Raw genomic sequence first — 23,479 nt, forward strand, 5'->3', positions numbered from 1 at the left:
GAGGCCGCCGACGTTCCTGTCGAGCTGCACCTGGTGATGACCGATGAGTCGCTGCTGGGCGGTGGTGCGGTCCCGGCGTGGATTCCCGGGGCACGGCCCGCTGCCGGCCGAGGCGGCCCGCCGGCTGGTCGCCGATACGCGGGCGGAGGTGTTCCTGCGGCGGCTGTTCACCGCGCCGGAGTCCGGGCAGCTGGTGGGGATGGAGTCTCGGCGTCGGGAGTTCTCCGGCTTGCTGCGGCGGATGGTGGTGCTGCGTGACGGGACGTGCCGGACTCCGTTCTGCGATGCCGCGATCAAGCACGTCGATCACGCCACGCCGCACCGGGATGGTGGCTCCACCAGCTGGCACAACGCCTCCGGATTGTGCGCGCGCTGCAACTACGCGAAGGAGAACCCCGGCTGGCAGCACCACGCCACCCCAGCTCAGCTGGAAGTGACGACCCCGACCGGCCATACCTACACCGGGCGCACTGGATCCCTGATCCCCGGCAGTACGTGTGACTCGGAAGAATTCTCGTCGGGTGCGACCGCGAAGGCACAGGCACCGCCAGGATCCGACAGCCCACCAGGCACGGATGGCTCAGCAGGCACGGATGGCCCGCCAGGGCCCCTACCCTGGACCAGCCTGCCCGAACCACACGGGTCCGAACCACACGGGTCCGACCCCGACGAAAGCGCGCTCGAATGCCTGCTGACGGACTATCTCGCCGCTTAGGTCAATCGGAATCAGGCCAGTGCAGCTCACACGGCCGGCCGGAAGAAGTAGCTCGTCCGCGTGGTGATCTGGCCGACGTCGTCGAAAGCGAAGAAATCAGCAAACCCGACGTGCGCTTCATCCCCTGTCTTGAGCACACCGTCGAAGCGACCCCGGACCGCGGCGCGATCTCCTTCGACCAGCACTTCGTCAAGGGTGTGAACCCCCGATTCGATGACCCGGGCACCGAGGTAGAACTCGCGAATCGCCGGACCGACGAGGGTGTCGTACCCGGGACGGTCATAGGTGCCGGCGGCTGCGAAGAGGTCCGCGGTCGCCTCGGGATCGCCGGCGTCCACGGTCGAGTAATACCGCCGGGCGAGCGCGGCCGTGTCCTGTGGTGCAGCGGTGTCCTGCGGCTTCGGATTGGTGGTCGTGTCCGGGAGCTTCGGATTGGTGGTCATGGATACTCCAGTGTTCCGGTGACGATGAGGTGCGCGGCGACAGTGGCGTGCGCCTATCTTTTGGCATCGATTCTATCGGCCGCGGCCTCCCGCGACGACTCCTCTTCGAAAGGCGCGACCACGAGTTTCCATCAGCCCGCGAGGTTCTCGTCTCACTGCGTGGACACTGCTGAGTCGGCCGTTTGCCCCGCGCTATGTGACCCGCATAACGTGGGCAGGGAACCTTCGAAGATGAGGAGCCACGGAAAATGTCGCATTACAAGGTTGTCAATCCTGCCACGGGTGAGACCGTCGAGGAATTTCCCACTGCTACTGATGATCAGATCAAGGACGCCCTGGCGCGTTCGCACAATGCTTTCTCGTCGTGGAAGAACACCCCGATCGAGGAGCGGACCGCGGTGCTGACGCGGGTGGCCGAGATCTATGAGCAGCGCTCGGAAGAGCTGGCCAAGATCATCCAGACGGAGATGGGCAAGGCCATTCCGGAGGGGCAGGGCGAGATCGCGCTGTGCTCGCTGATCTACAAGTACTTCGCGAACAATGCCGAGGCGTTCATCGAGGATGAGCCGCTGAAGGGCCCCAAGAACGCCGAGGCCTACATCGAGCGCCTTCCGGTGGGGTCGATCCTGGGCATCATGCCGTGGAACTTCCCGTACTACCAGGTGGCCCGGTTCGCGGCGCCGAACCTGGCGCTGGGCAACACGATCATCCTCAAGCATGCCCCGCAGTGCCCGAAGTCGGCTGCGGTGATGGAGGAGATCTTCCAGGAGGCCGGGCTCCCGGCCGACGCCTACATCAACGTGTACGCCACCAATGAGCAGGTCGCTGACATCATCCTTCCGGATCCGCGGAACCAGGGTGTGTCGCTGACCGGTTCGGAGCGGGCCGGCTCTGCTGTCGCCGCTGAGGCGGGCAGGAACCTCAAGAAGGTCGTGCTCGAGCTGGGCGGTTCGGATCCGTACATCCTGCTGGACACCCCGGATCTGGACACGACGGTCAAGACGTTCTTCGGCACCCGGATGGGCAACACCGGGCAGGCGTGCAACTCGCCCAAGCGGATGATCGTCATGGATGACCTCTACGACGAGTTCGTGGAGAAGATCGCGGTTGCTGCCCAGGAGGCGGCTCCGGAGGATCCGACCACGGACGGGTCGAAGCTGTCGCCGCTGTCGAGCGTGGCGGCCAAGGAGCGGTTCCTGGAGCAGGTCAACGCCACCGTGGCTGACGGGGCGACGATCCTGGCCGGTGAGGAGCAGTACGACGGGCCGGGTGCGTTCGTCAAGCCGGTCGTGCTCACCGACGTCAAGAAGGGCGGGCGCGGCTACTACGAGGAGCTGTTCGGTCCTGCGGTGATGGTGTTCAAGGTGTCCTCCGAGGAGGAGGCCGTTCAGCTGGCCAACGACACCCCGTTCGGGCTGGGGTCGGCGGTGTTCTCCACCGATGAGAAGAAGGCCGAGGAGATCGCCTCCCAGATCGACGCGGGCATGGTGTTCATCAACTCGCCGGAGCAGTCGCGGGAGTACCTGCCGTTCGGCGGCGTGAAGCGCTCCGGTGTGGGCCGCGAGCTCGGACCGCTGGCGATGGACGAGTTCGTCAACAAGCGCCTGGTCTTCAAGAAGAAGTGACCTGAAGCCCGCGAAGGGCATGATTCGCACGGCGAGGCGGGCAGGATTCCCTGTCCGCCTCGTTGCGTCCCGACAGCGAACCGGAGTGCGGAGATGAGGACGACGACATGACGTCGGGCGCGTGGCTGGTGCTCCTGGGCACGTGGCTGGTCGCGGTGGCCAGCCCCGGACCTGACTTCCTGGCAGTCCTGCGGACGTCGCTCAGCCGCGGCCGAGGTGCCGGCTGGGCTGTCGCAGCAGGTGTCACCGCTGGGATCGCGGTGTGGATTGCCGTGGCCCTGCTGGGCATCGTCGCCCTTGTGTCGTCGCATCCTGCTGCCGCGCTGGTCATGCGCTGGGCCGGCGTGGTGTTCCTCGTGATCTACGGCGGCTGGATCCTGTCGGGAGTCGTCCGGGAACTGCGCAGGCGCGCCCGTGTCGCCGAGAGCCCGGTGGGGAAGCCTCCTGCCGTGCAGACAGTGCCGACGATCTGGCAGTCCGTGCGCCTCGGGTTCCTCACGAACACTGTCGGGAACCCGAAGGCGGTGGTGTTCTTCGGTGCACTGTTCGCCTCGATCCTGCCGCCCGGGATCACTCTGGCGGAATCCGTGACTGTCGCGGCTGCGATGGTGCTGGTCGCGTTCCTGTGGTTCGGCCTGGTGGCGATCATCGCGAGCCGGCGGGTGGTCGTCGCCACGTATCAGCGGGCGCAGCTGTGGATCGATGGGTTCCTGGGAGTGTTCTTCGTCCTGCTGGGGATCCTGCTCATCCCGTGGCAGGGAGTCTGAGGCGGCTCCCGCTTGAGCAATCAACAGTCCGCCGCCGGGAGTTCACCCGACCGCAAGCCGCTCTTCGCGTGGCAATCGACTGCTCGTGCCCCTGCTTCGATAGCTTTTCCCAATGACTGCTCGCGAATGTCGCCGGATCGCTGAGATCCTGGCTGAAGAGGTTTCGCAGTTGGAGCCCGGAGCCAGAGTGGCCAGCGAACACGAGCTCATGGACCGATTCGGTGTGTCCCGCTCGATCGCGCGCAAGGCGATTGCCGAACTCGAATCCAGGTTCCTCGTGCGGCGGGTCAGAGGTTCCGGGACCTATGTGAACAATCGGGTGGACTATGTGATCTCCAATCGAAATCCGCCGTCGCTGCACAGCACGATCGCCTCGGCTGGAGGAGAGGTCCGGACCTTTCTCCTCAGTTCCGACGCTCAGGAAGTGCCCAGTGACATGGCCGAGCTCCTGGGCACAGCTCCGGGGGTCTCCGCGACCCGGCTGACTCGGCTGGGATACATCAATGGCGCGGTCGCGTCCTACTCCGAGGAATGGCTGGCACCCGGTGTCTCGGACTACGTCGACGTGAGCTTGGGCGTGATCGAGTCGCTGTACGAGGTGCTGCAGGCATCCGGGCATGCACCGCGTCGGGCGTGGAGCCGGGCGACCACGGCGAGTCCGCCTGCGCACATCGAACGGCGTCTGGAACTGGACTCCTCGGTTCCGACCTGGGTGGTCGAGACCCTGACGAAGGATGCGGACTCAGATGCCGTGCTCATGGCCAGCCGCACCTGGAGCCGCCAGGACAGCGTTCGGATGGTCTTCGAGTTCGCCGTCGAGGACGGCTGAGGCGCGCTTGTCCGCCAACTTGTCGAATCGTTTACGCGCACCGCACCGGACTTCACCTCGCGGTGGGGTTGCCGCCAGTTCCGATGTCCACACTCAGGGATGTCCTCGACGTTCTGCCCTGACAACGAAGGAATCCCATCATGGTGACAATCTCCCGCCGGTTCGCACTGGTCGCAGCCTCGGCTGCCGCCGTTCTGTCCCTTGCCGCCTGTGGCGGCTCCGCTGATGCCTCCACCGGAGGCTCCGACTCCGAGACCCTGACATTCGCCTCCATCCCCTCCGAGGAATCCTCGTCGATCACCGAGGAGTACGCCACCGTCATCGAGGTGATCGAGGCGGAGACCGGCGCGACCGTCGAGATGCAGAACGCCACCGACTACGCAGCCGTCATCGAGGCGCAGCGAGCAGGGCAGGTGCAGATCGCCAGATACGGACCCTTCTCCTACGTCACCGCAACCGATTCCGGCGTCGAGTCCGAGATCCTCGGCGTGCCGGTCGACACCCCGGACGAAGAGCCCGGCTACCGCTCCTACGGCATCGTCCCGGCGGGATCCGACATCAAGTCCCTCGAGGACTTCGAGGGCAAGAACGTCTGCTTCGTCGATCCCACGTCGACGTCCGGCTTCCTCTATCCCTCCGCCGGGCTCATCGAAGCAGGCGTCGACCCGGAGAACGACGTGAACCAGACCTTCGCCGGTGGACACGACGCCTCGGCGCTGTCGGTGGCAGACGGCACCTGCGATGCCGGCTTCGCCTTCGACACCATGGTCGACACCGAACTCATCGAATCCGGACAGCTCGAGGAGGGCGCCCTCGAGGTGATCTGGGAATCGGAGACCATCGCCGCCAGCCCCACCGTGGTCAGCACCGATGTCAGCGACGAGCTCAGGGAGCAGCTGCACGACATCTTCATCAACAAGCTCAACGTGGACTGGCTGACGGAGAACGGCTATTGCGATGATGCGGCCTCCTGCGGCCTGCCCGGCGAATACGGCTATACGCAGGTCGAGGACGACTTCTATGACGGTGTCCGCAAGGTCTGCGACATCACCGAAGCGGAATCCTGCGTCTCCTGACGTCGATCGGACAGCCGGGGTGTTCGGTGAGCTGCTGCTCTCCGAACACCCCACCCGCCTTGAAATCAGCTCTCGACAACGATGAGGATCACGATGCTCCCAGTTCACTCGGTCTCCCACCCGCACAGCAACGCCGAAGTCATCCGCTTCACCGATGTCACCAAGAGGTTCGGTGAGAACGTGACCGCCCTGGATTCGGTGTCCGCCGAGTTCCAGCCCAACCGGATCACCGTCCTGCTGGGACTCTCCGGTTCGGGCAAGTCCACCCTGCTGCGTCACATCAACGGCCTCCAGCGGCCCTCCGCAGGAGAGATCACCACGCTCGGCACCCGCGTCGACCTCGCAGGCACGGGACAGCTGCGCCGTCTGCGGCGCGACGTCGCCATGATCTTCCAGCACTTCAATCTCGTCGGCAGCATGACAGTGCTCGAGAACGTGTGCACCGGGCGACTGGGCTCCCTGCGCGGGCCGCGCATGGGCCTGTTCATGTTCCCCAGGACCCTGCGTGCCGAGGCGATGGAGCAGCTGGCCCGGGTGGGCCTGGCCGATAAGGCCTTCCAGCGCGCCGACACCCTCTCCGGCGGTCAGCAGCAGCGGGTGGCGATCGCCCGCGCACTCATCCAGCGGCCGAAGGTCCTGCTCGCCGACGAACCGGTCGCATCGCTGGACCCGGTGTCCTCGGCATCGGTCATCGATCTGCTCACCCGGATCTCCCACGAGGAGAACCTCACAGTCGTGTGCAGTCTGCACCAGGTGGAGATCGCGCTCGGCTTCTCCGACCGGATCCTCGGGCTGCAAGGTGGTCGGGTCGTACTCGACGAGGAGACCGCCGACATCTCTCCCGAGGATGCCTACTCCATCTATGACCGGGTCGCCAATCCTGCCTCCGTCGCGGACGAGAGCCGGTTCGAAGCGGCGCTGAGCTAGGGGCCGCGATGTCTGTCACCGCCACGCTCCCCAGGTCCGAGGAACCGTCGAACTTCACTCCGCCCGAGAAGCCCGCGCCTCCGGCTCAGAACGTGGCTGTCACCGTCGTGCTGCTCCTGGTGCTGGTCGCGGCGGTGTGGTCGGTCATCGATCTGAGAATCAACCTGGCGACCTTCATCGACAGCTTCCACAACGCCATCGCCTTCGTTTCGCGGATCTTCCCCCTGGACTTCCCTCCCTTCCTGGAAATCGTCCGGATGACCGTGCAGACCCTCGCGATCGTCGTGGTCGCCACAGTGCTGGCTGTCGTCATCAGCATTCCGCTCGCCCTGCTCGCGGCGGCCAACACGACACCGGGCGGGACCTCGCGGACATTCGGCCGCGTGGCCATCGTCATCGCGCGTGCCATTCCGGATCTGATCTTCGCCGTCATCCTGTTTCGCATCTTCGGTCTGGGTGCTCTGCCCGGAATCCTGGCGCTGGCCTTCCACTCCGTCGGAATGGTCGGCAAGCTCTATGCCGACGCCATCGAATCCATCGACGAGGGCCCGGTCGAAGCCATCCGGGCCTCAGGTGGGTCTCGTGCCCAGCAGATCATCAGCGGAGTCTTCCCTCAGGTCATGCCCCAGTTCATCGCGACGGCGCTGCACCGGTTCGACATCAACCTGCGCACTTCGGTGATCCTCGGCTATGTCGGCGTCGTCGGCATCGGCCTGGAGATCTCCAATGCCATGCGCACGATGAACTACGACCGCGGGGTGGCACTGGCGCTCGTCGTCCTCGTGCTGTGCATCATCACCGAACTCATCTCCGGTTCGATCCGTGCCAAGCTCATGGGTCACGAGGAGGCGAAGAAGAAGGGCGCCTACGGCCTCGCCTTCCGGATCGCCGATGCCTTCTCCCAGGGATGGGTCAGCAGCTCCCGCACCCGCAGTACTCCTGGACCCGACGGCCACACTCCGCAGACGATGCCGGACGGCGCCGTGCGCACCTCGCCGCCGTGGACTCTCGAGCGGATGCGCCGGAGTGCCTATCTCGGCCTGGTGCTGGTGGTTCTGGCAGTCTCCACCCTCGTCAGCGACATCTCCTTCGGGAGCATCGTCGACGGTCTCCGGGATCTGCCGCAGACCCTGAGCCTGTTCTGGCCGCCCTCGGCGGGCGACATGCTCGGCGATCTGGTGCACGGCATGATCGTGACCCTTCAGATCGGCCTGGCCGCCACCCTGCTGGGCGCCGTCATCTCGGTCCCGATCGGAGTCCTCGCCGCCCGCAATGCCGCCCCCAACCCATCGGTGCACAAGTTCTTCCGCATCACGATCGTCGCTGTGCGTGCTCTGCCGGACCTCATCCTGGCGATCATCTTCATCGTGATCACCGGGCTGGGTCCGGTGGCCGGCACCTTGGCTCTGGCGATCGGGTCCATCGGTCTGCTCTCGAAGCTGCTGGCCGATTCGATCGAGGAGACCGATGAGAGGGTCCAGGAGGCGATCCGCGCCAATGGAGCGACGCGCTCCCAGGTGTTCTTCGCCTCCACCCTGCGGCAATCCTTCCCGGCCTTCGTCGCCCACGTGCTCTACCAGCTCGACTCCAATATCCGCGCCGCCACTCTGCTGGGCATCGTCGGCGCCGGCGGCATCGGGTTCTACCTCATGGGCGCCTCGCGCGTCATGAGCTTCGACGTCGTGACCTTCATCATCATCATGATTCTGGTCGTAGTCCTGCTCGTCGAGGCGCTTTCGGTGTGGACCCGAAAAGTGATTCGGTGAGGCTCATTCGCCTCCGGCTTCACCTGCCGTTCACCTGAGCTGACAACTCCCCAACTGTTTACCTTCGCGTTCATTCCGCTTCCACCGCCCGGTGCGTTCGCCATCACCGCCGGTCACTCGAATGGGACATGAACCACCGACCACCGGACTGCACCGGGCCGCGCCCCGCGGCTTCGGCGAAAGGACCCCCATGACAACCCACGTGCACCCCCGCCGCAGCCGGGAGGAGCTGACCGAACTGCTCAGCGCTGCCGAGCCCGCCCAGATCATCGCTCTGGCAGACACGGTCATCGGCTCACTGGACGAGGACGAGCTCCACATCACCCGCCCGCCGGAGACCGGCACCATCGTGGCGCAGGTCCGCGAACCCCTCGCCGAGCAGCGCTTCATCCTCGGCGACCTGATCGCCTCCACCGCCGAGGTGGCTCTCGCCGAGGTCAGGGGCTGGGCGATGCGGCTGGGGGACGACCGACACGCCGCGCTCGCCCAGGCTGTGCTGGATGCCGAGGTGCTGCGCGCCGGCCCGGCGGCCGAGGAGATCCTGGCACTGGCCGACCAGGTCGCCGACCACAGGCATGCCCAGCGGGCCGCCGAATGGGAACGCCTGGTGCCGACCATCGTCGAATTCGAGGAGATCGCATGACGACTACAGCAGCTGCTCCGCACCCCACCCGGACCCGCCAGAACCTCGCTGTGCTCAGTCCGGCGACGGCTCAGCGGATCTTCCGGCAATGCCTCGAGGCTCTCGCCCGTCCCGGAGCCAGCTATGCTCTCAGCACTCCGGAGGCGCTCGCGGCCGCCGTGGCCGGCCGCCCAGCGGTGGTCGCCCCGGCGCTGGCGCTGGCCGACCTGATGACTCCGCTCGCGCCGGTGCCCACCGGCGCGCAGCTGGACCGGACCGGCGCGACCGCCCAGCAGCTGGTGACGGAGATCGTGCGTCTGACTGGTGCCCCGCGGGGCACCCTTCCCGAGGCCCGCCTGGCGCTGTCCCTGAGCGAGCCGGACCCGGCAAGCATCCGGCAGCTGGGTGTCGGCACGGCCTTCGCCCCGCACCACGGCGCGCTGCTCTTCCAGCACGTCGACGCGCTCGGTGAAGGCTCTGCAGCAGGAGGCGCAGCGATCCGTCTGCGCCTGAGCGGTCCCGGAGTCGACGGCACCGCGGAAATCACCGTCGACGGGGTCGGCTCCGACTTCTTCGCAGCCCGCGAAACCCTGGTCGCGAACTTCCCGACGGGCATCGACGTCCTGTTCGTCTCACCGGAGGGCACCGTCCTCGGTCTGCCCCGCACCACGAAAGTCGAGGTTCTCTGATGGGATACGCAGGCACCAACAAGGGCGGCACCTCGGCGATTCTGGCCGCCGAGGAACTCCTCCGCAGCAATCGCGAGGCGGCCGACGAGATCTCTGTGGACGCCGTTCTCACTGCCTTTCCGGCGATCATCGACCGCATCATGGGAGAGGGCGGGCTATGGCATGAGCGGACCGCCGCCGCCGCGTTCATCCAGGCCGGCGGAGACACCGCCGAGGCTGTTCACCTGCTGCGCGCCCACCGCTCGACGCTGCCGCGGCTGACCTTCAGCCTGCCGATCGAACCGGACGACATGGCGCTGTGCCGCCGTGTGGTCCCTGCTCACCGCAGCCCCGACGGGCCGCAGCTGCTGGGCGAGACGGTCGACTACTCGCCGCGCATCATCCGGCGCGGTGTCGGTGACCCGCTCGGCGGCGACGACTCGGATCTGGTCGTCGACGACGACCAGATCGGCCCCGCGAAGTACCCGGACCGCCCCGTCCAGCGCTACACCCGGTTCCTTGCCGCGCAGGGACTGCTGGTCGATCGCCGCGACGAGTCGGATCCCGAGCCTTACGACCTGGCACTCAACCCGATCACGCTGCCGGCCCCGCGTTCGGCGCGCCTGTCCGCGATGTCGCTCGCCGAGACCGGCGCGCTGGTCAACCTCTGGTACCGCGGCGTGATCGGCCCCGACGGCCATACCGATGAATCGGTGACCCTGGGCGAGGTCCGCTACGGCCGCCTCGGCGTCCGGGTCACTCACCCGCACACCGGCAACCCGGTGCAGGTGGGCGAGATCCGGGCCACCGAGTGCGAATCCATGGCCCACCTCGATGAGCGCGGAGAGGACGCCTCCCGCTTCGACGCCGGCTACGGCTTCGCGATGGGCCACAACGAGCGCAAGGCGATCGCGATGGCGAACATGGACCTGGCTGCCCAGCGCTATGCCTCCGGGCCGGCCGGCTGGCAGACCGAACAGGTCATCATGCACACCACCGACGGGCTGGCGGCCAACGGCTTCCTCGAGCATCTCAAACTGCCTCACTACGTCACCTTCCAGTCGATGATCGATCGAGCGCTCGCCGCGCGCGCCGAGGACGGGAAGACCTCCCAGCGCGAGCTAGCGGAAGACGCCGCGGAGCAGCCCGCGCAAGACGCCGCAGAGCAGCCTGCGGAAGACGCCACCAAGAAAGAGGTACTGGCATGAGCACCGCGTCCGTTCTGAGCGAGATCGACCGGGAACTCGAGCTCTCCGGCAGGCCGACGGTCCTTGACGAGCAGGCCAAGCGGGAAGTCCGCCGCGCCATGCTCTCGGCCGTGTGCATCCCCGGCTATCAGGTGCCCTTCGGATCGCGCGAGATGCCCGTGGCCCGCGGCTGGGGCTCCGGCGGACTGCAGGCGACCCTGGCCATGGGCGGGTCCGAGGACGTCGTCAAAGTCATCGACCAGGGCGACGAGGAGGGCGTCAACGCAGTGAACCTGCGCCGACTGATCCGCGGGACTCTGGGCTGCGGTACCACCGCCGACACCCGCGAGGCGTCGATCGTGCAGTCCCGCCACCGAATCCCCGAGGACCGAATGGTCGCCGGCCAGACGATAGTGCTCCAGGTGCCGAACTCCGAGCCGCTGCGAGGGGTGGAGAAATCCGTGCGCGAATGCAATCGCATGCACGCGGAGGCTGACTACTCCCGCATCTGGGTGGGCATGTACGAGGACCTCGTCACCGGGGGAGTCGTCAACACCGGTGCCGGCTATCCGGTGATGGTCAACGACCGCTACCTCATGGCACCCAGCCCCATTCCGCGCTGGGACGTCCCGCGGCTGAACGACAGCGATCATCTGACCATCCTGTCCCACGGTCGCGACAAGAAGATCTACGCCGTGCCTCCGCACACTCCGGTGGCGCCGGTGACATTCGACGACGTCCCGTTCGAAGTCGAATTCACCGAAGGCACCACGTGCGGGCTCTGCGGTTCCGCGGACACCTTCATGGTGCAGACCTCTGACGGCCGCTTCCTGTGCTCGGACGTCGAATGGTGCCGACGGGTCCGCGACCACGATGTCGATCCCGCCGAGCACCGCGTCATCGCCCCGCTGCAGTATCTGCCGGACGCCGGCAAGCGGGTGCGTGCCACGGCCGAGGACTACCTCGTAGATCCGGGCCTGCTGGCAGACGAATCCGCCGGCTTCCGGGACGCGGTCACCACCACGGCACCCGGCGCAGAATGGACGCTCAAGGTCTCCGGCCTGGGCAAGACCTATCCCGCCCGGCGCGGCTCCTCAGCCGTGGTCGCCGCCGCCGATGTCGATTTCGACGTCGCTCCCGGCGAGGCACTCGGCATCATCGGCGAATCGGGTTCCGGCAAGTCCACCGTCATGAAGTGCATCATCGGGGACGAATACCAGGCGCAGGGCGATGTGCGGCTGGCCGGCTTTGACGATGCCCGCACCAACATCCTGCAGCTCACACCCACCGAGCGCCGGAACCTGCGCATCTCCGCTCTGAGCGTGGTCTACCAGGACCCCGCGATGGGCCTGAACCTGCGCATCAGCGCCGGCGGAAACATCACCGAACGGCTCACCGCTGCGGGATGGCGCAACTACCGTGCGATCCGCCGCCGCGCGGCGGGTCTCCTCGACCGGGTCGAGGTGCCGCTGAACCGGATGGACGATGCGGTGGGGCAGTTCTCCGGCGGGATGCGCCAGCGCGTGCAGATCGCCAAGGCCCTTGCCACCGACCCGGACGTCCTGCTCCTGGACGAACCGACCACCGGCCTGGATGCCTCGGTGGCGGCGGGTGTGCTCGACCTCCTGCGCGAGCTCCTGGCGGAGCGCAATATCGCCGTCGTCGTGGTCAGCCATGACTTCTCGGTGATCGATGCGCTGACCGATCGTGCGATCGTCATGCACCGCGGCCGCGTCATCGAGACCGGGCTGACCGATCAGCTGTTCGCCGATCCCCACGAGGCCTACACCCAGCGGCTCGTGGCCGCCGCCCGGGGGTGAATCCGATGAGAGACAAGGAAACGACGATGTCCGACCCCACCGAGATCCTCACCGTCAGCAACCTGCGCAAGACCTTCACGATGCACGCCGTCGGCGGGCGCCGGGTCAGCTCCCTGCAGGGCGTCAGCTTCTCCGTCGGCGTGGGCGAGCACGTGGCGATCGCAGGCTCCTCAGGCGCCGGCAAGTCCAGCCTGCTGCGCTGCGTCTACCGCAACTACCTGCCCGATTCCGGGTCGGTCGTCCTGCACACGGCGACCGAGAGGATCGAGCTGACCGAACTCTCCGACCGCGCAATGGCACGGCTGCGCGGCCGCGAGTTCGGGTATGTCTCCCAGTTCCTCAGCGCGCCGCCCCGCACCGGGCCGCTGCAGCACGTCGTCACCGCGGCGCTGCGCCGCGGCCACAGCCGGGAGGAGTCCCGGTCCTTGGCGGAGACCGCGCTGCGCCGCCTCGGGATCGACGAGCTGCTGTGGGATATCGACTGCAGCGTGCTCTCCGGCGGAGAGCGCCAGCGCGTGAACCTGGCGGCCGGAATCGTGTCTCCGCCCAGGCTGCTGCTGCTCGACGAGCCGGTGTCCGCGCTCGATCCCGCCAACCGGGAGCGCGCACTCGAGGTCATCGACGAACTGGCGCACAGGAACGTCGCCGTGCTCGCCGTCTACCACGACATGCACATCATCCGCCGTCTTGCCCAGCGCGTCCTCGTGCTGTCCGACGGCAGCATCGCCGATGAAGGGCGCCCGGAGGACGTGCTCGCTGCTCGCCATGCCGCTCTCGGGGAGGTCGTGGCATGAACCCCACCGTCACCCGACACGCCCCCGACACCACGATCGAACCATCGGGCGCAGGGAAGACCGCCGTCACGGCAGCGCCACAGGTGTGGAGCCTGGGCCGACCGTCCGGAACGTACACCATCCGCAACGTCCGAGCCGTGCTGCCGGACCGCCTCGTGGACAACGCCAGCGTGTTCGTCCGGGACGGTCGGATCGACGGGATCACCGAGGGCGGGCGGAACGACTCGGCCGATGTCGACGGTGCCGACCTCCTGCTGACCCCGGGGCTCATCGACGTCCATTCCGACGCGCTGGAGAAGGAGCGGGCACCGCGGGCCAACGCCGAGGTGCCCCTCGACTTCGCGATGGCCTCCTTCGAAGGACGAACGGTCTCGGCCGGCATCACGACGATGTTCCACGGCGCCGGCTTCCAGCATCAGCTGGCTCGCGGCGTCGAGCGGTCGGTCGAACGCGCCCTGGAGACGTGCGGAGTGGTCGACGGCACCGCGTCCTACCGCGTCGACCACCGGGTCCTGCATCGCCTGGACATCCTCTCCGAAGGCGGCGCGGCAACCCTGGCGCGCCGCCTGGAAGGGCTGCCGTGGAGCGCCGCCGAGGCGCCGCCGCTGGTCTCCCACGAGGACCACACCCCCGGGCAGGGCCAGTACGCCGATGTGCAGGGGATGAAGAACACCTTGATCAGAGCCGATGGACTGTCCGAGGCCGAGGCGGAGGAGCGAGTGGCCCGGCTCATCGCCGAAGGGCAGGCCAACGCGCGAATCCGAGAGGACAACCTCGAATGGCTGGGGCGGCTGGCCGCGGAGGGCCGAATCCGCCTCCTGGGGCACGACCCCGACACCGCGCAGGCGATCGACGACCTGCACGCTCGTGCGGGTTCGGTGGCCGAGTTCCCCACCACCATCGAAGCCGCTCAGCGAGCCCGGGAGCTGGGCATGCTGATCGTCGCCGGTGCACCCAACGCCGTCCGGGGCCAGTCCCATTCCGGAAACGTGTCGGTGGCAGCCCTTGCCGCTGCCGGTCTGATCGACGCCCTGGCCTCGGACTACATGCCGACATCCCTGCTGGCCGGAGTCCATGTGCTGGTGGGCAGGGGACTCCTGACCCTGCCGGAGGGGATCTCCCTGATCACCTCGGGCCCGGCCGCGGTCGGTGGACTCGACGACCGCGGGGTGATCGCAGAGGGCATGCTGGCCGACTTCGCGCTGATCGACGACTCGATCGGCGCATGGCCGCGAGTGGTCACGACGCTCAAGGCTCAGCCATGAGCGCGGCCGGACAGGTGAGCGCGGTGACCGAGCGACACCGTGGCAACGACCTGGTGCCGTACCGGGCGCCCCGGCCCGTGATGGATCCGGAGGTGTCCCCGGTGCTCGCTGCGCTGGCCCACGCTGCCGTCGCCGGTGTGAACGAAGCCTGGGAGAACCACGGCCGCCGCGAGCTGGTGGAGGAGGTCAAGATGGGCGCTGACGGGACGGCGACCTATCGGATCGACGCCATCGTCGAAGACAGGATCGCGCAAGCGGCCACCGATCACCACGTGAATCTGCTCAGTGAGGAGATCGGCTTTCTGGACGGCGGGCACGCGGCGACACTGGTCGTCGACCCGCTCGATGGCTCGGCCAATGCGGCCGCCGGTGTCCCTCTGTCGTGCTTCTCCGCGGCACTGTTCGTCGACGGGGAGCCGCGCGAGGCGCTGAACGTGTGGCTGGAGAACGGACACAGTGTGTGGGCCAGGGCCGACACCCCGGTGCCCTACCGGACCTCGGGCACGTCCTCGCTGACGTCGGCGGCAGTCGGTCTGCTCCGGCCCAAGGTGCATTCCGGCGGAGACTCCACGGCGGCCTGGCTGCGGGTCAGCGCTGTGACGAGCCGCGTGCGGATTCTGTCCTCGAGCTGCCTGGAGGCGATGCTGGTGGCCGAAGGAAGCATTGACGCCTTCGCCGATCCCGGTTCCCAGACGCATCGCCTGATGGATCTGGCTGCGGCGCTGCTGTTCGTGCCGGCTGCCGGCGGTGCAGTGATCGACGCCTTCGGTCAGCAGATCGAGTTCGATACGGACCTGACTCGCCGCTGGTCAGGCGTGATCGCGGCGACTCCGGAACTTGCCGAGGAGATGGCGCAGGTGATCGTTGGGGAGTAGCTGCTGCCCGCTGGGTTTTCGGGTCAGCGATCCTTCGCCCACGCGTAGAGCGCGCGGTAGAGATCGACAAGTGAGCACCCGCAGTCCTCTGCCAGGGTCCGCATGGTCGAGATGTAGTGCGCGTAGTCCGCGCGAGCGGGGTTGCCCGAATCGAGGTGCCCGGCCGCATGCAGGGCGTCGGTGGCGCGGGCATCCATGATCGCGAAGCGCGTAGGGAACACTGCCGAGAGCACCGAGCTCGCCAGCGGCACTCCGACTCCGTCGAGGACTCGCAGCAGCGAGACCCGGAATTTGTCCGGAGTCTTCCGTGACACCGCCAGCGAGGTGATGAACTCGACGTCCTCGGCCGGATGCTGCTCCAAGCGGCTGAGCGCGGCCAGCCCCTTCCACTGCCCGATGCGCAGGAAGGCCTTGCGTTTCATCACGCCCTTCTTGAGAGCCCGCGGGCCGTCCTTGCGCAGCACACGGTCCTCCAGATCGGAAATCGGATAGCGCGGCGCGTACTCCTCGACGAACGCTCGATCGATTGTGAGCTGCTTTCCCGCTTTCCGAGCGCTCGCGGAACTGCGGGCAGAGCCGGACTTCGATGTGTCAGAGGTGGCATCCATGAACCGATTCTAGGTTCTCGGCGGACGGGCGGAAGCCCGATCAGCTCGGGCGGGTCGCCGGCGACTTGGTCAAGGACGGGTCGGTGACCGCGAGGTGACCGAGCGCGTCGTCGATCCGAGCGAGCACCTCGGCGTCGAGCGTGACACCGGCGGCACCCACGTTGTCCGCGATCTGCTCCGGCCGCGAGGCGCCCACCAGGGCCGAGGCGACGTTCTCCTGGGACAGCACCCACGCGATCGCGAGCTGCGCCATGGTCAGGCCGAGGTCCGCGGCGATCGGCTCCAGGCTCTTGACTCCGGTGAGGATCTCGTCGGTGAGGTAGCGCTTGATCGTCTCGGCGCCGCCGCGCTCGTCGGTGGCGCGGGAGCCGGGGGGCAGCTCGCCGCCCGGGGCGTACTTGCCGGTCAGCACGCCCTGCGCGATCGGCGACCACACGATCTGGGAGATGCCGAGCTCCACGCAGGTGGGCACCACCTCCGCCTCGATGACCCGCCACAGCATGTTGTACTGCGGCTGGGAGGAGATGAGCTGGAACCCGAGGTCCTTGGCCAGGGCGTGCCCGGCCCGGATCTGGTCGGCGGTCCACTCGCTGACGCCGATGTAGAGCGCCTTGCCCTGCCGGACGATGTCGGCGAAGGCCTGCATCGTCTCCGCGAGCGGGGTCTCGAAATCGTAGCGATGCGCCTGGTAGAGGTCGACGTAGTCGGTGCCCAGGCGGGACAGGGAGCCGTTGATCGACTCCATGATGTGCTTGCGGGACAGCCCGGAGTCGTTGTGTCCGCGGGGACCGGTCGGGTGGTAGACCTTCGTGAAGATCTCCAGCGATTCGCGGCGCTGCCCGCGGAGTGCCTCGCCGAGCACCGATTCGGCCCGCGTGTTGGCGTAGACGTCGGCGGTGTCGAAGGTGGTGATGCCTGCGTCGAGGGCCGCGTGGACGCACTGGGTGGCGATCTCGTTCTCGACCTGAGACCCATGGGTGAGCCAGTTGCCGTAGGTGATCTCCGAGATCTTCAGACCGCTGTTTCCGAGGTAGCGGAATTCCATGGTTTCTCCTGAGTTCGAGGCGGGCCGGACACTGTGTCCGACTCTAGTGCACCTCCTCGGAAGTGGGTCAGGGTCGATGCTGCGGGTCTCCAATCCCGCCGTCTGCCCGTGCCCGTCGCAGGCCCCTTTTCGGACGGAAGAGGCGAGCGAGCCCCGCATCGTTGACGGCGCTGTGGCGTGAACCTACGCTGAGAATCCGGATTCTCAGGACTGCCAGGTCAACGTCGATCCGAGCGAGGGGGTCCGTGCTGGACTCTTCGCCCGGTGGACGACTACGGGACGGGGTGGGTTGGCCCGAGGACCGGAACACTCGGCACTGGCTCGAGAGCAGGGGTCGATACCCGCGGTGGAGATTTCGGTCGACATCGTCGGGAGCGCATCAGGGAGCGCGCATCGTGAACGCGGAAGGGACCGCAAGAGTGGAACACATCAAGGAGAACGGGAAGGCGCTCCCGTGGTTTCAGCGATTCGCGTGGCCGTTCGTCATCGCCGGCGGCGTCCTGTCTTATGTCGCCCTGCTCCTGGTGATGGTGCTGACGCGCAACCCGGCGCTGTTCCCCGCACTGCTCGTGGTGGGGGCGCTGACGACGCCGTTGGCGGTTCTGCTGTTCGCGATGACCGGTCGCTACCGCACTCTCGCTCCGCCGTCGCTCATCGTGATGACGGTGCTCGTGGGTGGGGTCGTCGGAATCATCGGGGCCGGACTGCTCGAGGGCATCGCGGGTGCTTTCGGTATGGAGTCGGTGCTCTTGGTCGCAATCGTCGAGGAGACAGTGAAGCTCATCGTCCCACTCGTGGTGCTGATCCTGGCCTACCCCATGACGGCCTTCGGAGGAGTTGCGGTCGGAGTGGCATCCGGCACGGGATTCGCAGTGCTGGAGACGATGGGGTTCGGGTTCGTAGCGCTGCTCGAGCGTGGCGGAGGCATCGAAGCCGTCGATTCGGTGCTGCTGCTGCGCGGCGTGCTCGCTCCCGCGGGCCACGTCGCCTGGACGGGTCTGGTCTGCGCGGCGCTGTGGGGCATGCGGTCCTGGCGCAACCCGGCACTGGGGATCCTGGCCGTGCTCGGCGCCTACCTGAGCGTGATCGTCCTGCACGCGGGATGGGACACGGCGTTGTCGGAGGGTCCCCATGTGCTGATCGGCCTGCTGAGCGTGGCCGCGCTGATCACGGTGACTCTGCTGGCCAAGCGCCGCGCGACTCGGACGCAGGACGCCGTCGGGCCGGTCGCAGAGCGGGTGCTCTCGAAGACCATGGACCACGGCCCGACTGAGACCGAGCTGAAACAGGAGTGACATGGAACCCGTCGGAACCCTGATCATCCTGGGGGCAACCGGGGATCTGACCTCCCGATTGCTGCTGCCAGGGCTCGGACGGCTGCTCGCCGAACAGCCCGACAGACGGATCTGCCTGATCGGCGCCGACCGCACGGCGGTTGACGCGGGGCGGTGGGGCGAGGTCGTGCGGGCGGCCTTCACCGGAGTCGACGCTCGGGGACCGGCGGTCGAGTACGCTCTTGACCACTCCGACTACCTCGTCGCCGATGCTTCCTCCGCCGATGACCTGGCACGCGTGCTCGCCTCGGCCACCGGTGCTCCAGCCGTCTACTTCGCCCTGCCCCCGGCGGTGACGGCGCAGGCGATCCACGCACTGCGCGGCATCGGGGTGGGGGAGGGCACCGTGCTGGCTCTGGAGAAGCCGTTCGGGGTCGACGAGGCGAGTGCCGCCCAGCTCAACCGGCAGCTGACCGCGCTGGTGAACGAGAACCAGGTCTTCCGGGTCGATCACTTCCTGGGCAAGTCGACGGTCCTGAGTATCCTCGGGCTGCGGTTCGGCAACTATCTGTTCGAGCCGCTGCTGAACCGGGATCACGTCGCCGGGGTCGAAATCGTCTACGACGAGCAACTCGGGCTGGAACACCGCGCGGGATACTACGACCATGCGGGAGCCCTGGTCGACATGCTCCAGTCCCATCTGCTGCAGGTCATGGCCCTGGTCACCATGGAGGCGCCGCAGTCGGTGCATGCCACCGAGCTGCGCGGTGCCAAGACCGAGGCGCTGCGTGCGGTGCGTCCCTTCGGCGGGGATCCCGTGAGGGCCGGGCTGCGCGCCCGGTACATCAGCGGCACCATCGGCGGCCGGCGGCTCCCGTCCTATGTCGACGAAGAGGGCGTGGACCCCGCGCGTGGAACCGAGACGCTCGCCGAGGTGACCCTGGAGTCACGCACCTGGCGGTGGGCCGGCGTCCCGTTCGTGCTGCGCTCGGGCAAGGCGCTCGGATCCGCCCGGCACGAGATCGTCATCACCTTTCGCGAGGTGCCGCTGCTGCCCGCGGGGCTGACGGGGGCGGACACACCCACGGTGCTGCGGATCAGCCTGGACCCGGCCGCAATGGTGCTGGAGCTCAACGTCAACGGACCCGGCGACCCCTTCGTCCTGGACCGGGAGCAGCTCACCTCCCATTTCGGGCCGGGCCGGCTGAACCCCTACGGGGAGGTGCTGGGCGGTCTGCTGGACCGGGATCCCACCCTGTCGATCCAGGGCGAGGCGGCCGAGCAGTGCTGGCGGATCATCGATCAGTTCCGGGCTGCCTGGCGGGCCGGGGAGGTTCCGCTCGAGGAGTACCCGGCAGGTTCCTCGGGACCGGCGCACTGGCGTCCCTGACCGCATGCCCGCCGAACTGCCGGCGCATCGCCGCGATCATCTTCATCGCCGGCGAGTCGTCCTGACGCGAGGTGAACCGGGCGAACAGGGCACCGGCGATGCCCGGCACCGGAACCGCCAGGTCCAGGGCAGCCTCCACCGTCCACCGGCCCTCCCCGGAATCCTCGGCGAAGCCGCGCAGCCGATCCAGGTGCGCGTCCTCGTCGAGGGCATCCACCGCCAGATCGAGCAGCCAGGATCGGATGACCGACCCCTCGCGCCAGGAGTTGAACGTCTCCCGCGCCGAGGTGACGTGCCCTGCGGTCTCCAGGAGCTCCCACCCCTCGGCGTAGGCCTGCATGATCGCGTACTCGATGCCGTTGTGGACCATCTTGGCGAAGTGGCCTGCGCCGTGGTCCCCAGCATGGACGAAGCCGTACTCGCCGGGTGGTTTGAGCGAGTCGAAGATCGGCTGCACCTTGGCTACGGTCTTCTCCCGACCGCCGACCATGAGCGCATAGCCCTGGGTGATGCCCCACACGCCGCCGGAGACACCGCAGTCCAGGTACTCGATCCCGCGGTCCGACAGCCGCTGCGCCCGCGGGCCGTCGTGGGTCCACTTCGAGTTGCCCCCGTCAATGATGACATCGCCCGCACCCAGCTGCCCTGCCAGTTGGTCGATCACCGGGTCCACGGCCGTGTCCGGGACCATCACCCATACCACCCGAGGCTCGGTGTCGAGCTGCTCGACCATTGCGGGCAGGCTCTCGGCATCCGAGAGCGCGGCGTCCGTGTCGTATCCGATGATGGTGTGCCCTGCCTCCCGCAGGCGGTCGCGCATGTTGCCGCCCATCCTGCCCAGTCCCACGAGTCCCATCCACATGAGGGTCTCCATCCTTCCGTGCTCAGTCCTGGGGAGCAGAATGTGCCTCATTGTCCGTCCGCTCCGCCGTCGTCGTACCGCGTCCGACCGGAGCGGCAAGGGCAGCCGTCAGGTCCGGCGCCGCTGGATTGCGACCTTGAGCGCCTTGGTCTCGGCGGCGCGGCCGAAGGTGTCGTATGCGTCCAGCATTTCGTCGAGCGCAAAGTGGTGCGTCACGAACTTCTCCGCCGACAGCTTGTGCTGGGCGACGAGTTTCAGAAGCATCGGCGTTGTCGAGGTGCTGACCAGCCCGGTGGTCATCGTGATGTCCATGATCCACAGATCCTGCAGCGGCAGCTCCACGGCTTTGCCGTGCACGCCGACGTTGGCGACCGAGGCGCCTGGGCGGATGATCTTCAGGCAGGCGGCGAAGGTCTGCGGAATGCCGACGGCCTCAACGGCGACGTCGACGCCGAGCCCGTCGGTCATGTCTTTGACCTCGTCGATCCAGCCGTCACCGCTGCTGTTGTTGACCGAGTCTGTGGCTCCGAAGACCTTGGCCTGTTCGAGCCGGTTGTCATCGAGGTCGATCGCGATGATGCGGGACGCGCCGTACAGGCCGGCCGTCATGACAGCGGCCAGGCCGACCGGACCGGCTCCCACGACGGCAACGATGTCGCCGGGCTTCACCCGACCGTTGCGCACGCCGATCTCGAAGCCGGTCGGCAGGATGTCCGACAGCATGAGCGCGGCTTCGTCCGACACGCCCTCCGGGATCCTGTAGGTGGAGTTGTCGGCGAAGGGAACGCGCACCTTCTCGGCCTGGGTCCCATTGATCAGGTGGCCGAAGATCCAGCCGATCCCGCTGGCGCCTTCGTCGGCGAGGCAGTGGGAATACAGGCCCTGCTGGCAAAAGGAGCAGGAACCGCAGGAGCTGATGCAGGACAGCAGAAGGCGATCGCCTTCCTTGGCTCGTGAGACCGCCGATCCGACGTCGACGACTGTGCCGACGCCTTCGTGGCCGAGGATCCGACCGTCCGTCACCGCGGGGACGTCGCCCTTGAGGATGTGCAGGTCTGTGCCGCAGATCGTCGTGGTGTCGATCTCAACGATCGCGTCCGTCGGTTTGAGGATCTCCGGATCCGGCACGTCTTCCCAGGACTTCTGATCGGGGCCGTGATAGACGAGCGCTTTCATGGCTGTTCCCTCCGTGGGCGCAGCTGCATCATCGCAGCCAGGGGCTTCCAGCGTAGGACCGATTCCGGGGGCCGGACAAGAGCACCTCGGACCGCCCGCGGGCCGCGCATCGAGTGCGCCCTGTGGTGACGGCCGGATTGGAACGGCGGCGCTTCATCCGGTCACCGTCGCCAGGCGGATGCGTGCGCCGGCATCTGCCGCTTCTGCGGGTCTCCGCAAGGAGAATGTGGCAATGCGCAGGATCGCCCAGCGACCCTCTGGGGCAGCGCTTTCCATGCGTAACGTGGCAGACGCAGCCGAGCACTCGTGGCTGTGAGGAGCGATCGCCGGCGGAGCTGAGAGCGATCCCTGAGATCGACGGGTCGCGGCAACGGCGCCGCAGCCTGTCGATCCTCCGCCGGCGCAAGAACTGCTTCCCCAGGTTTCGTACGACAGGCGTTCTGCCGGGCCGGGCGCCGCACTGGTATTCAGCGCCCGGGTGAGACTCAAGGGAGAAATGTCATGACGTCCAATCGCGTGGTCGTGTACAAGGGACCGTTGGAGACAGCCATCGAAGACATCGACTATCCGAAGCTGGAGATCCCGGCGGAGGTGGCCGAGGGGATGGGCATCAAGCAGGCAGCACCGCACGCGGCGATCCTCAAGGTCGTGACGACCAACATCTGCGGCAGCGACCAGCACATGGTCCGCGGTCGGACGATCGCGCCGGTGGGGCAGTCGCTCGGGCACGAGATCACCGGTGAGGTCGTGGAGACGGGCGACGACGTGCTGTTCGTCAAGGAGGGCGACATCTGCTCGGTGCCGTTCAACATCGCCTGCGGTCGGTGCCGCATGTGCAATGAGGGCAAGACCGGCGTCTGCCTGAACGTCAACCCTGCCAGGCCGGGTGCGGCGTACGGGTACGTCGACATGGGCGGCTGGATCGGCGGTCAGGCCGAGTACGTGATGGTGCCGTTCGCGGACTTCAATCTCCTGAAGTTCCCCGACCGTGATCAGGCACTGGAGAAGATCCTCGACCTGACGATGCTCTCGGACATCTTCCCGACCGGCTACCACGGCGCGGTGTCGGCCGGCGTGACGACGGGCTCGACCGTCTATGTCGCCGGGGCCGGTCCCGTCGGACTCGCCGCTGCGCATGCCTCGCAGCTGCTCGGCGCCTCGGTCGTGATCGTCGGCGACATGAACGCCGAGCGACTGAGGCAGGCGGAGAGCTTCGGCTGCGCGACGGTCGATCTGTCGACGTCCGGGGAGCTGTCCGACAAGATCGCGGAGGTCGTCGGGGAGCCCGAGGTCGATGCCGCGGTCGACGCGGTCGGGTTCGAAGCCAGAGCCCACGGCGAGGGCGCCGGCGAACAGCCGGCGACGGTGCTCAATGACATCATGTCGGTGGCCCGCGTCGGAGCGGGGCTCGGCATCCCCGGACTGTACGTCACGGGCGATCCCGGTGCCGCCGACGACAATGCCAAGGTCGGCCAGATCGGGGTGAAGCTGGGCCTGGGCTGGGCCAAGTCGCATCACTTCCAGACGGGTCAGTGCCCGGTGAAGCGATACAACCGCAAGCTGATGAACCTGATCCTTGCCGACAAGGCGCAGATCGCCAAGGCCGTCAACGCGACGAAGATCAGCCTCGACGAAGCACCGGATGCCTATCAGCAGTTCGATCAGGGTGCTGCGAGGAAGTACGTCATCGATCCGCACAGCATGGTCGCCTGAACCGGGTGTCCACGGTCCGCAGACTGCGGAGA

The 23,479-nt window shown here is 67.4% G+C and carries 22 protein-coding genes; 17 read left to right on the plus strand and 5 right to left on the minus strand.

The window, feature by feature from the left end:
* Positions 1–43: 43 nt before the first annotated feature.
* On the plus strand, positions 44–715 hold the full coding sequence (locus LXN01_RS09940) for an HNH endonuclease (RefSeq protein WP_236864623.1): 672 nt from the start codon (positions 44–46) through the stop codon (positions 713–715).
* 26 nt (positions 716–741) lie between these two features.
* Here the strand turns inward: LXN01_RS09940 and LXN01_RS09945 are convergent, their stop codons facing one another.
* Positions 742–1,158, minus strand: a complete 417-nt coding sequence (locus LXN01_RS09945; protein WP_236864624.1) for a nuclear transport factor 2 family protein — start codon at positions 1,156–1,158, stop codon at positions 742–744.
* Positions 1,159–1,406: 248 nt separating this feature from the next.
* On the opposite strand from LXN01_RS09945, the gene LXN01_RS09950 reads away from it, so the two are divergent.
* The 13 genes from LXN01_RS09950 to LXN01_RS10010 all read left to right on the plus strand — a co-directional run bounded on the left by LXN01_RS09950 (position 1,407) and on the right by LXN01_RS10010 (position 15,379).
* The gene (locus LXN01_RS09950; protein ID WP_236864625.1) at positions 1,407–2,783 is read left to right on the plus strand and encodes an NAD-dependent succinate-semialdehyde dehydrogenase; all 1,377 of its coding nucleotides are present in this window, start codon (positions 1,407–1,409) and stop codon (positions 2,781–2,783) included.
* 107 nt (positions 2,784–2,890) lie between these two features.
* A complete protein-coding gene (locus tag LXN01_RS09955) occupies positions 2,891–3,550 on the plus strand; it encodes a LysE family transporter (RefSeq protein ID WP_236864626.1) in 660 nt (219 codons plus the stop codon).
* A 112-nt stretch (positions 3,551–3,662) separates the two neighbouring features.
* Entirely contained in the window at positions 3,663–4,379 is a 717-nt protein-coding gene (locus LXN01_RS09960; protein WP_236864628.1) for a GntR family transcriptional regulator, read from the plus strand.
* Between the two features lie 140 nt (positions 4,380–4,519).
* Complete coding sequence (locus LXN01_RS09965; RefSeq protein ID WP_236864630.1) at positions 4,520–5,455, plus strand: phosphate/phosphite/phosphonate ABC transporter substrate-binding protein; 936 nt, start codon at positions 4,520–4,522, stop codon at positions 5,453–5,455.
* A gap of 93 nt (positions 5,456–5,548) precedes the next feature.
* Positions 5,549–6,382, plus strand: coding sequence for a phosphonate ABC transporter ATP-binding protein (gene phnC, locus LXN01_RS09970; RefSeq protein ID WP_236864632.1), 834 nt, complete (start codon positions 5,549–5,551; stop codon positions 6,380–6,382).
* A gap of 8 nt (positions 6,383–6,390) precedes the next feature.
* Entirely contained in the window at positions 6,391–8,148 is a 1,758-nt protein-coding gene (phnE, locus tag LXN01_RS09975) for a phosphonate ABC transporter, permease protein PhnE (protein WP_236864634.1), read from the plus strand.
* 190 nt (positions 8,149–8,338) lie between these two features.
* Positions 8,339–8,791, plus strand: a complete 453-nt coding sequence (locus tag LXN01_RS09980; RefSeq protein WP_236864636.1) for a phosphonate C-P lyase system protein PhnG — start codon at positions 8,339–8,341, stop codon at positions 8,789–8,791.
* The gene (gene phnH, locus LXN01_RS09985) at positions 8,788–9,459 is read left to right on the plus strand and encodes a phosphonate C-P lyase system protein PhnH (RefSeq protein ID WP_236864638.1); all 672 of its coding nucleotides are present in this window, start codon (positions 8,788–8,790) and stop codon (positions 9,457–9,459) included. The genes LXN01_RS09980 and phnH overlap by 4 nt, the downstream gene beginning before the upstream one ends.
* Positions 9,459–10,646 (plus strand): carbon-phosphorus lyase complex subunit PhnI, encoded by a 1,188-nt coding sequence (locus LXN01_RS09990; RefSeq protein WP_236864640.1) that lies wholly within the window; start codon positions 9,459–9,461, stop codon positions 10,644–10,646. The genes phnH and LXN01_RS09990 overlap by 1 nt, the downstream gene beginning before the upstream one ends.
* Entirely contained in the window at positions 10,643–12,445 is a 1,803-nt protein-coding gene (locus LXN01_RS09995; protein ID WP_236864642.1) for an alpha-D-ribose 1-methylphosphonate 5-phosphate C-P-lyase PhnJ, read from the plus strand. The genes LXN01_RS09990 and LXN01_RS09995 overlap by 4 nt, the downstream gene beginning before the upstream one ends.
* Positions 12,446–12,471: 26 nt before the next feature.
* Complete coding sequence (locus LXN01_RS10000; RefSeq protein WP_236864644.1) at positions 12,472–13,239, plus strand: ATP-binding cassette domain-containing protein; 768 nt, start codon at positions 12,472–12,474, stop codon at positions 13,237–13,239.
* Positions 13,236–14,504, plus strand: a complete 1,269-nt coding sequence (locus LXN01_RS10005; protein WP_236864647.1) for an alpha-D-ribose 1-methylphosphonate 5-triphosphate diphosphatase — start codon at positions 13,236–13,238, stop codon at positions 14,502–14,504. The genes LXN01_RS10000 and LXN01_RS10005 overlap by 4 nt, the downstream gene beginning before the upstream one ends.
* The gene (locus LXN01_RS10010) at positions 14,501–15,379 is read left to right on the plus strand and encodes an inositol monophosphatase family protein (protein ID WP_236864648.1); all 879 of its coding nucleotides are present in this window, start codon (positions 14,501–14,503) and stop codon (positions 15,377–15,379) included. The genes LXN01_RS10005 and LXN01_RS10010 overlap by 4 nt, the downstream gene beginning before the upstream one ends.
* Before the next feature lie 23 nt (positions 15,380–15,402).
* Here LXN01_RS10010 and LXN01_RS10015 read toward each other — a convergent pair whose 3' ends face one another.
* Together LXN01_RS10015 and LXN01_RS10020 are read right to left on the minus strand one after the other, a co-directional pair.
* Positions 15,403–15,987 (minus strand): hypothetical protein, encoded by a 585-nt coding sequence (locus tag LXN01_RS10015; protein ID WP_236864650.1) that lies wholly within the window; start codon positions 15,985–15,987, stop codon positions 15,403–15,405.
* A 40-nt stretch (positions 15,988–16,027) separates the two neighbouring features.
* Entirely contained in the window at positions 16,028–17,032 is a 1,005-nt protein-coding gene (locus tag LXN01_RS10020; RefSeq protein ID WP_236864652.1) for an aldo/keto reductase family protein, read from the minus strand.
* A gap of 419 nt (positions 17,033–17,451) precedes the next feature.
* On the opposite strand from LXN01_RS10020, the gene LXN01_RS10025 reads away from it, so the two are divergent.
* Together LXN01_RS10025 and LXN01_RS10030 are read left to right on the plus strand one after the other, a co-directional pair.
* Complete coding sequence (locus tag LXN01_RS10025; RefSeq protein WP_236864654.1) at positions 17,452–18,327, plus strand: PrsW family intramembrane metalloprotease; 876 nt, start codon at positions 17,452–17,454, stop codon at positions 18,325–18,327.
* A gap of 1 nt (position 18,328) precedes the next feature.
* On the plus strand, positions 18,329–19,696 hold the full coding sequence (locus LXN01_RS10030) for a glucose-6-phosphate dehydrogenase (protein WP_236864656.1): 1,368 nt from the start codon (positions 18,329–18,331) through the stop codon (positions 19,694–19,696).
* Here the strand turns inward: LXN01_RS10030 and gnd are convergent.
* Together gnd and LXN01_RS10040 are read right to left on the minus strand one after the other, a co-directional pair.
* On the minus strand, positions 19,602–20,570 hold the full coding sequence (gene gnd, locus LXN01_RS10035) for a phosphogluconate dehydrogenase (NAD(+)-dependent, decarboxylating) (protein WP_236864659.1): 969 nt from the start codon (positions 20,568–20,570) through the stop codon (positions 19,602–19,604). The two genes, LXN01_RS10030 and gnd, sit on opposite strands and share 95 nt — an antisense overlap.
* 96 nt (positions 20,571–20,666) lie before the next feature.
* Positions 20,667–21,734, minus strand: a complete 1,068-nt coding sequence (locus tag LXN01_RS10040; RefSeq protein WP_236864661.1) for a zinc-dependent alcohol dehydrogenase family protein — start codon at positions 21,732–21,734, stop codon at positions 20,667–20,669.
* A 501-nt stretch (positions 21,735–22,235) separates the two neighbouring features.
* On the opposite strand from LXN01_RS10040, the gene fdhA reads away from it, so the two are divergent.
* Complete coding sequence (fdhA, locus tag LXN01_RS10045) at positions 22,236–23,447, plus strand: formaldehyde dehydrogenase, glutathione-independent (protein WP_236864663.1); 1,212 nt, start codon at positions 22,236–22,238, stop codon at positions 23,445–23,447.
* Positions 23,448–23,479: the final 32 nt, after the last annotated feature.

Origin of the sequence: Brevibacterium daeguense, from assembly GCF_021729135.1 — a bacterium.
Classification (GTDB): domain Bacteria; phylum Actinomycetota; class Actinomycetes; order Actinomycetales; family Brevibacteriaceae; genus Brevibacterium; species Brevibacterium daeguense.

Excerpts from the sequence above, each read along its gene's own strand:
- LXN01_RS09940 (WP_236864623.1), top strand. The coding sequence starts at position 44 with ATGAGTCGCTGCTGGGCGGTGGTGCGGTCCCGGCGTGGATTCCCGGGG.
- LXN01_RS09945 (WP_236864624.1), bottom strand. The coding sequence starts at position 1,158 with ATGACCACCAATCCGAAGCTCCCGGACACGACCACCAATCCGAAGCCG.
- LXN01_RS09950 (WP_236864625.1), top strand. The coding sequence starts at position 1,407 with ATGTCGCATTACAAGGTTGTCAATCCTGCCACGGGTGAGACCGTCGAG.
- LXN01_RS09955 (WP_236864626.1), top strand. The coding sequence starts at position 2,891 with ATGACGTCGGGCGCGTGGCTGGTGCTCCTGGGCACGTGGCTGGTCGCG.
- LXN01_RS09960 (WP_236864628.1), top strand. The coding sequence starts at position 3,663 with ATGACTGCTCGCGAATGTCGCCGGATCGCTGAGATCCTGGCTGAAGAG.
- LXN01_RS09965 (WP_236864630.1), top strand. The coding sequence starts at position 4,520 with ATGGTGACAATCTCCCGCCGGTTCGCACTGGTCGCAGCCTCGGCTGCC.
- phnC (WP_236864632.1), top strand. The coding sequence starts at position 5,549 with ATGCTCCCAGTTCACTCGGTCTCCCACCCGCACAGCAACGCCGAAGTC.
- phnE (WP_236864634.1), top strand. The coding sequence starts at position 6,391 with ATGTCTGTCACCGCCACGCTCCCCAGGTCCGAGGAACCGTCGAACTTC.
- LXN01_RS09980 (WP_236864636.1), top strand. The coding sequence starts at position 8,339 with ATGACAACCCACGTGCACCCCCGCCGCAGCCGGGAGGAGCTGACCGAA.
- phnH (WP_236864638.1), top strand. The coding sequence starts at position 8,788 with ATGACGACTACAGCAGCTGCTCCGCACCCCACCCGGACCCGCCAGAAC.
- LXN01_RS09990 (WP_236864640.1), top strand. The coding sequence starts at position 9,459 with ATGGGATACGCAGGCACCAACAAGGGCGGCACCTCGGCGATTCTGGCC.
- LXN01_RS09995 (WP_236864642.1), top strand. The coding sequence starts at position 10,643 with ATGAGCACCGCGTCCGTTCTGAGCGAGATCGACCGGGAACTCGAGCTC.
- LXN01_RS10000 (WP_236864644.1), top strand. The coding sequence starts at position 12,472 with ATGTCCGACCCCACCGAGATCCTCACCGTCAGCAACCTGCGCAAGACC.
- LXN01_RS10005 (WP_236864647.1), top strand. The coding sequence starts at position 13,236 with ATGAACCCCACCGTCACCCGACACGCCCCCGACACCACGATCGAACCA.
- LXN01_RS10010 (WP_236864648.1), top strand. The coding sequence starts at position 14,501 with ATGAGCGCGGCCGGACAGGTGAGCGCGGTGACCGAGCGACACCGTGGC.
- LXN01_RS10015 (WP_236864650.1), bottom strand. The coding sequence starts at position 15,987 with ATGGATGCCACCTCTGACACATCGAAGTCCGGCTCTGCCCGCAGTTCC.
- LXN01_RS10020 (WP_236864652.1), bottom strand. The coding sequence starts at position 17,032 with ATGGAATTCCGCTACCTCGGAAACAGCGGTCTGAAGATCTCGGAGATC.
- LXN01_RS10030 (WP_236864656.1), top strand. The coding sequence starts at position 18,329 with ATGGAACCCGTCGGAACCCTGATCATCCTGGGGGCAACCGGGGATCTG.
- gnd (WP_236864659.1), bottom strand. The coding sequence starts at position 20,570 with ATGGAGACCCTCATGTGGATGGGACTCGTGGGACTGGGCAGGATGGGC.
- LXN01_RS10040 (WP_236864661.1), bottom strand. The coding sequence starts at position 21,734 with ATGAAAGCGCTCGTCTATCACGGCCCCGATCAGAAGTCCTGGGAAGAC.
- fdhA (WP_236864663.1), top strand. The coding sequence starts at position 22,236 with ATGACGTCCAATCGCGTGGTCGTGTACAAGGGACCGTTGGAGACAGCC.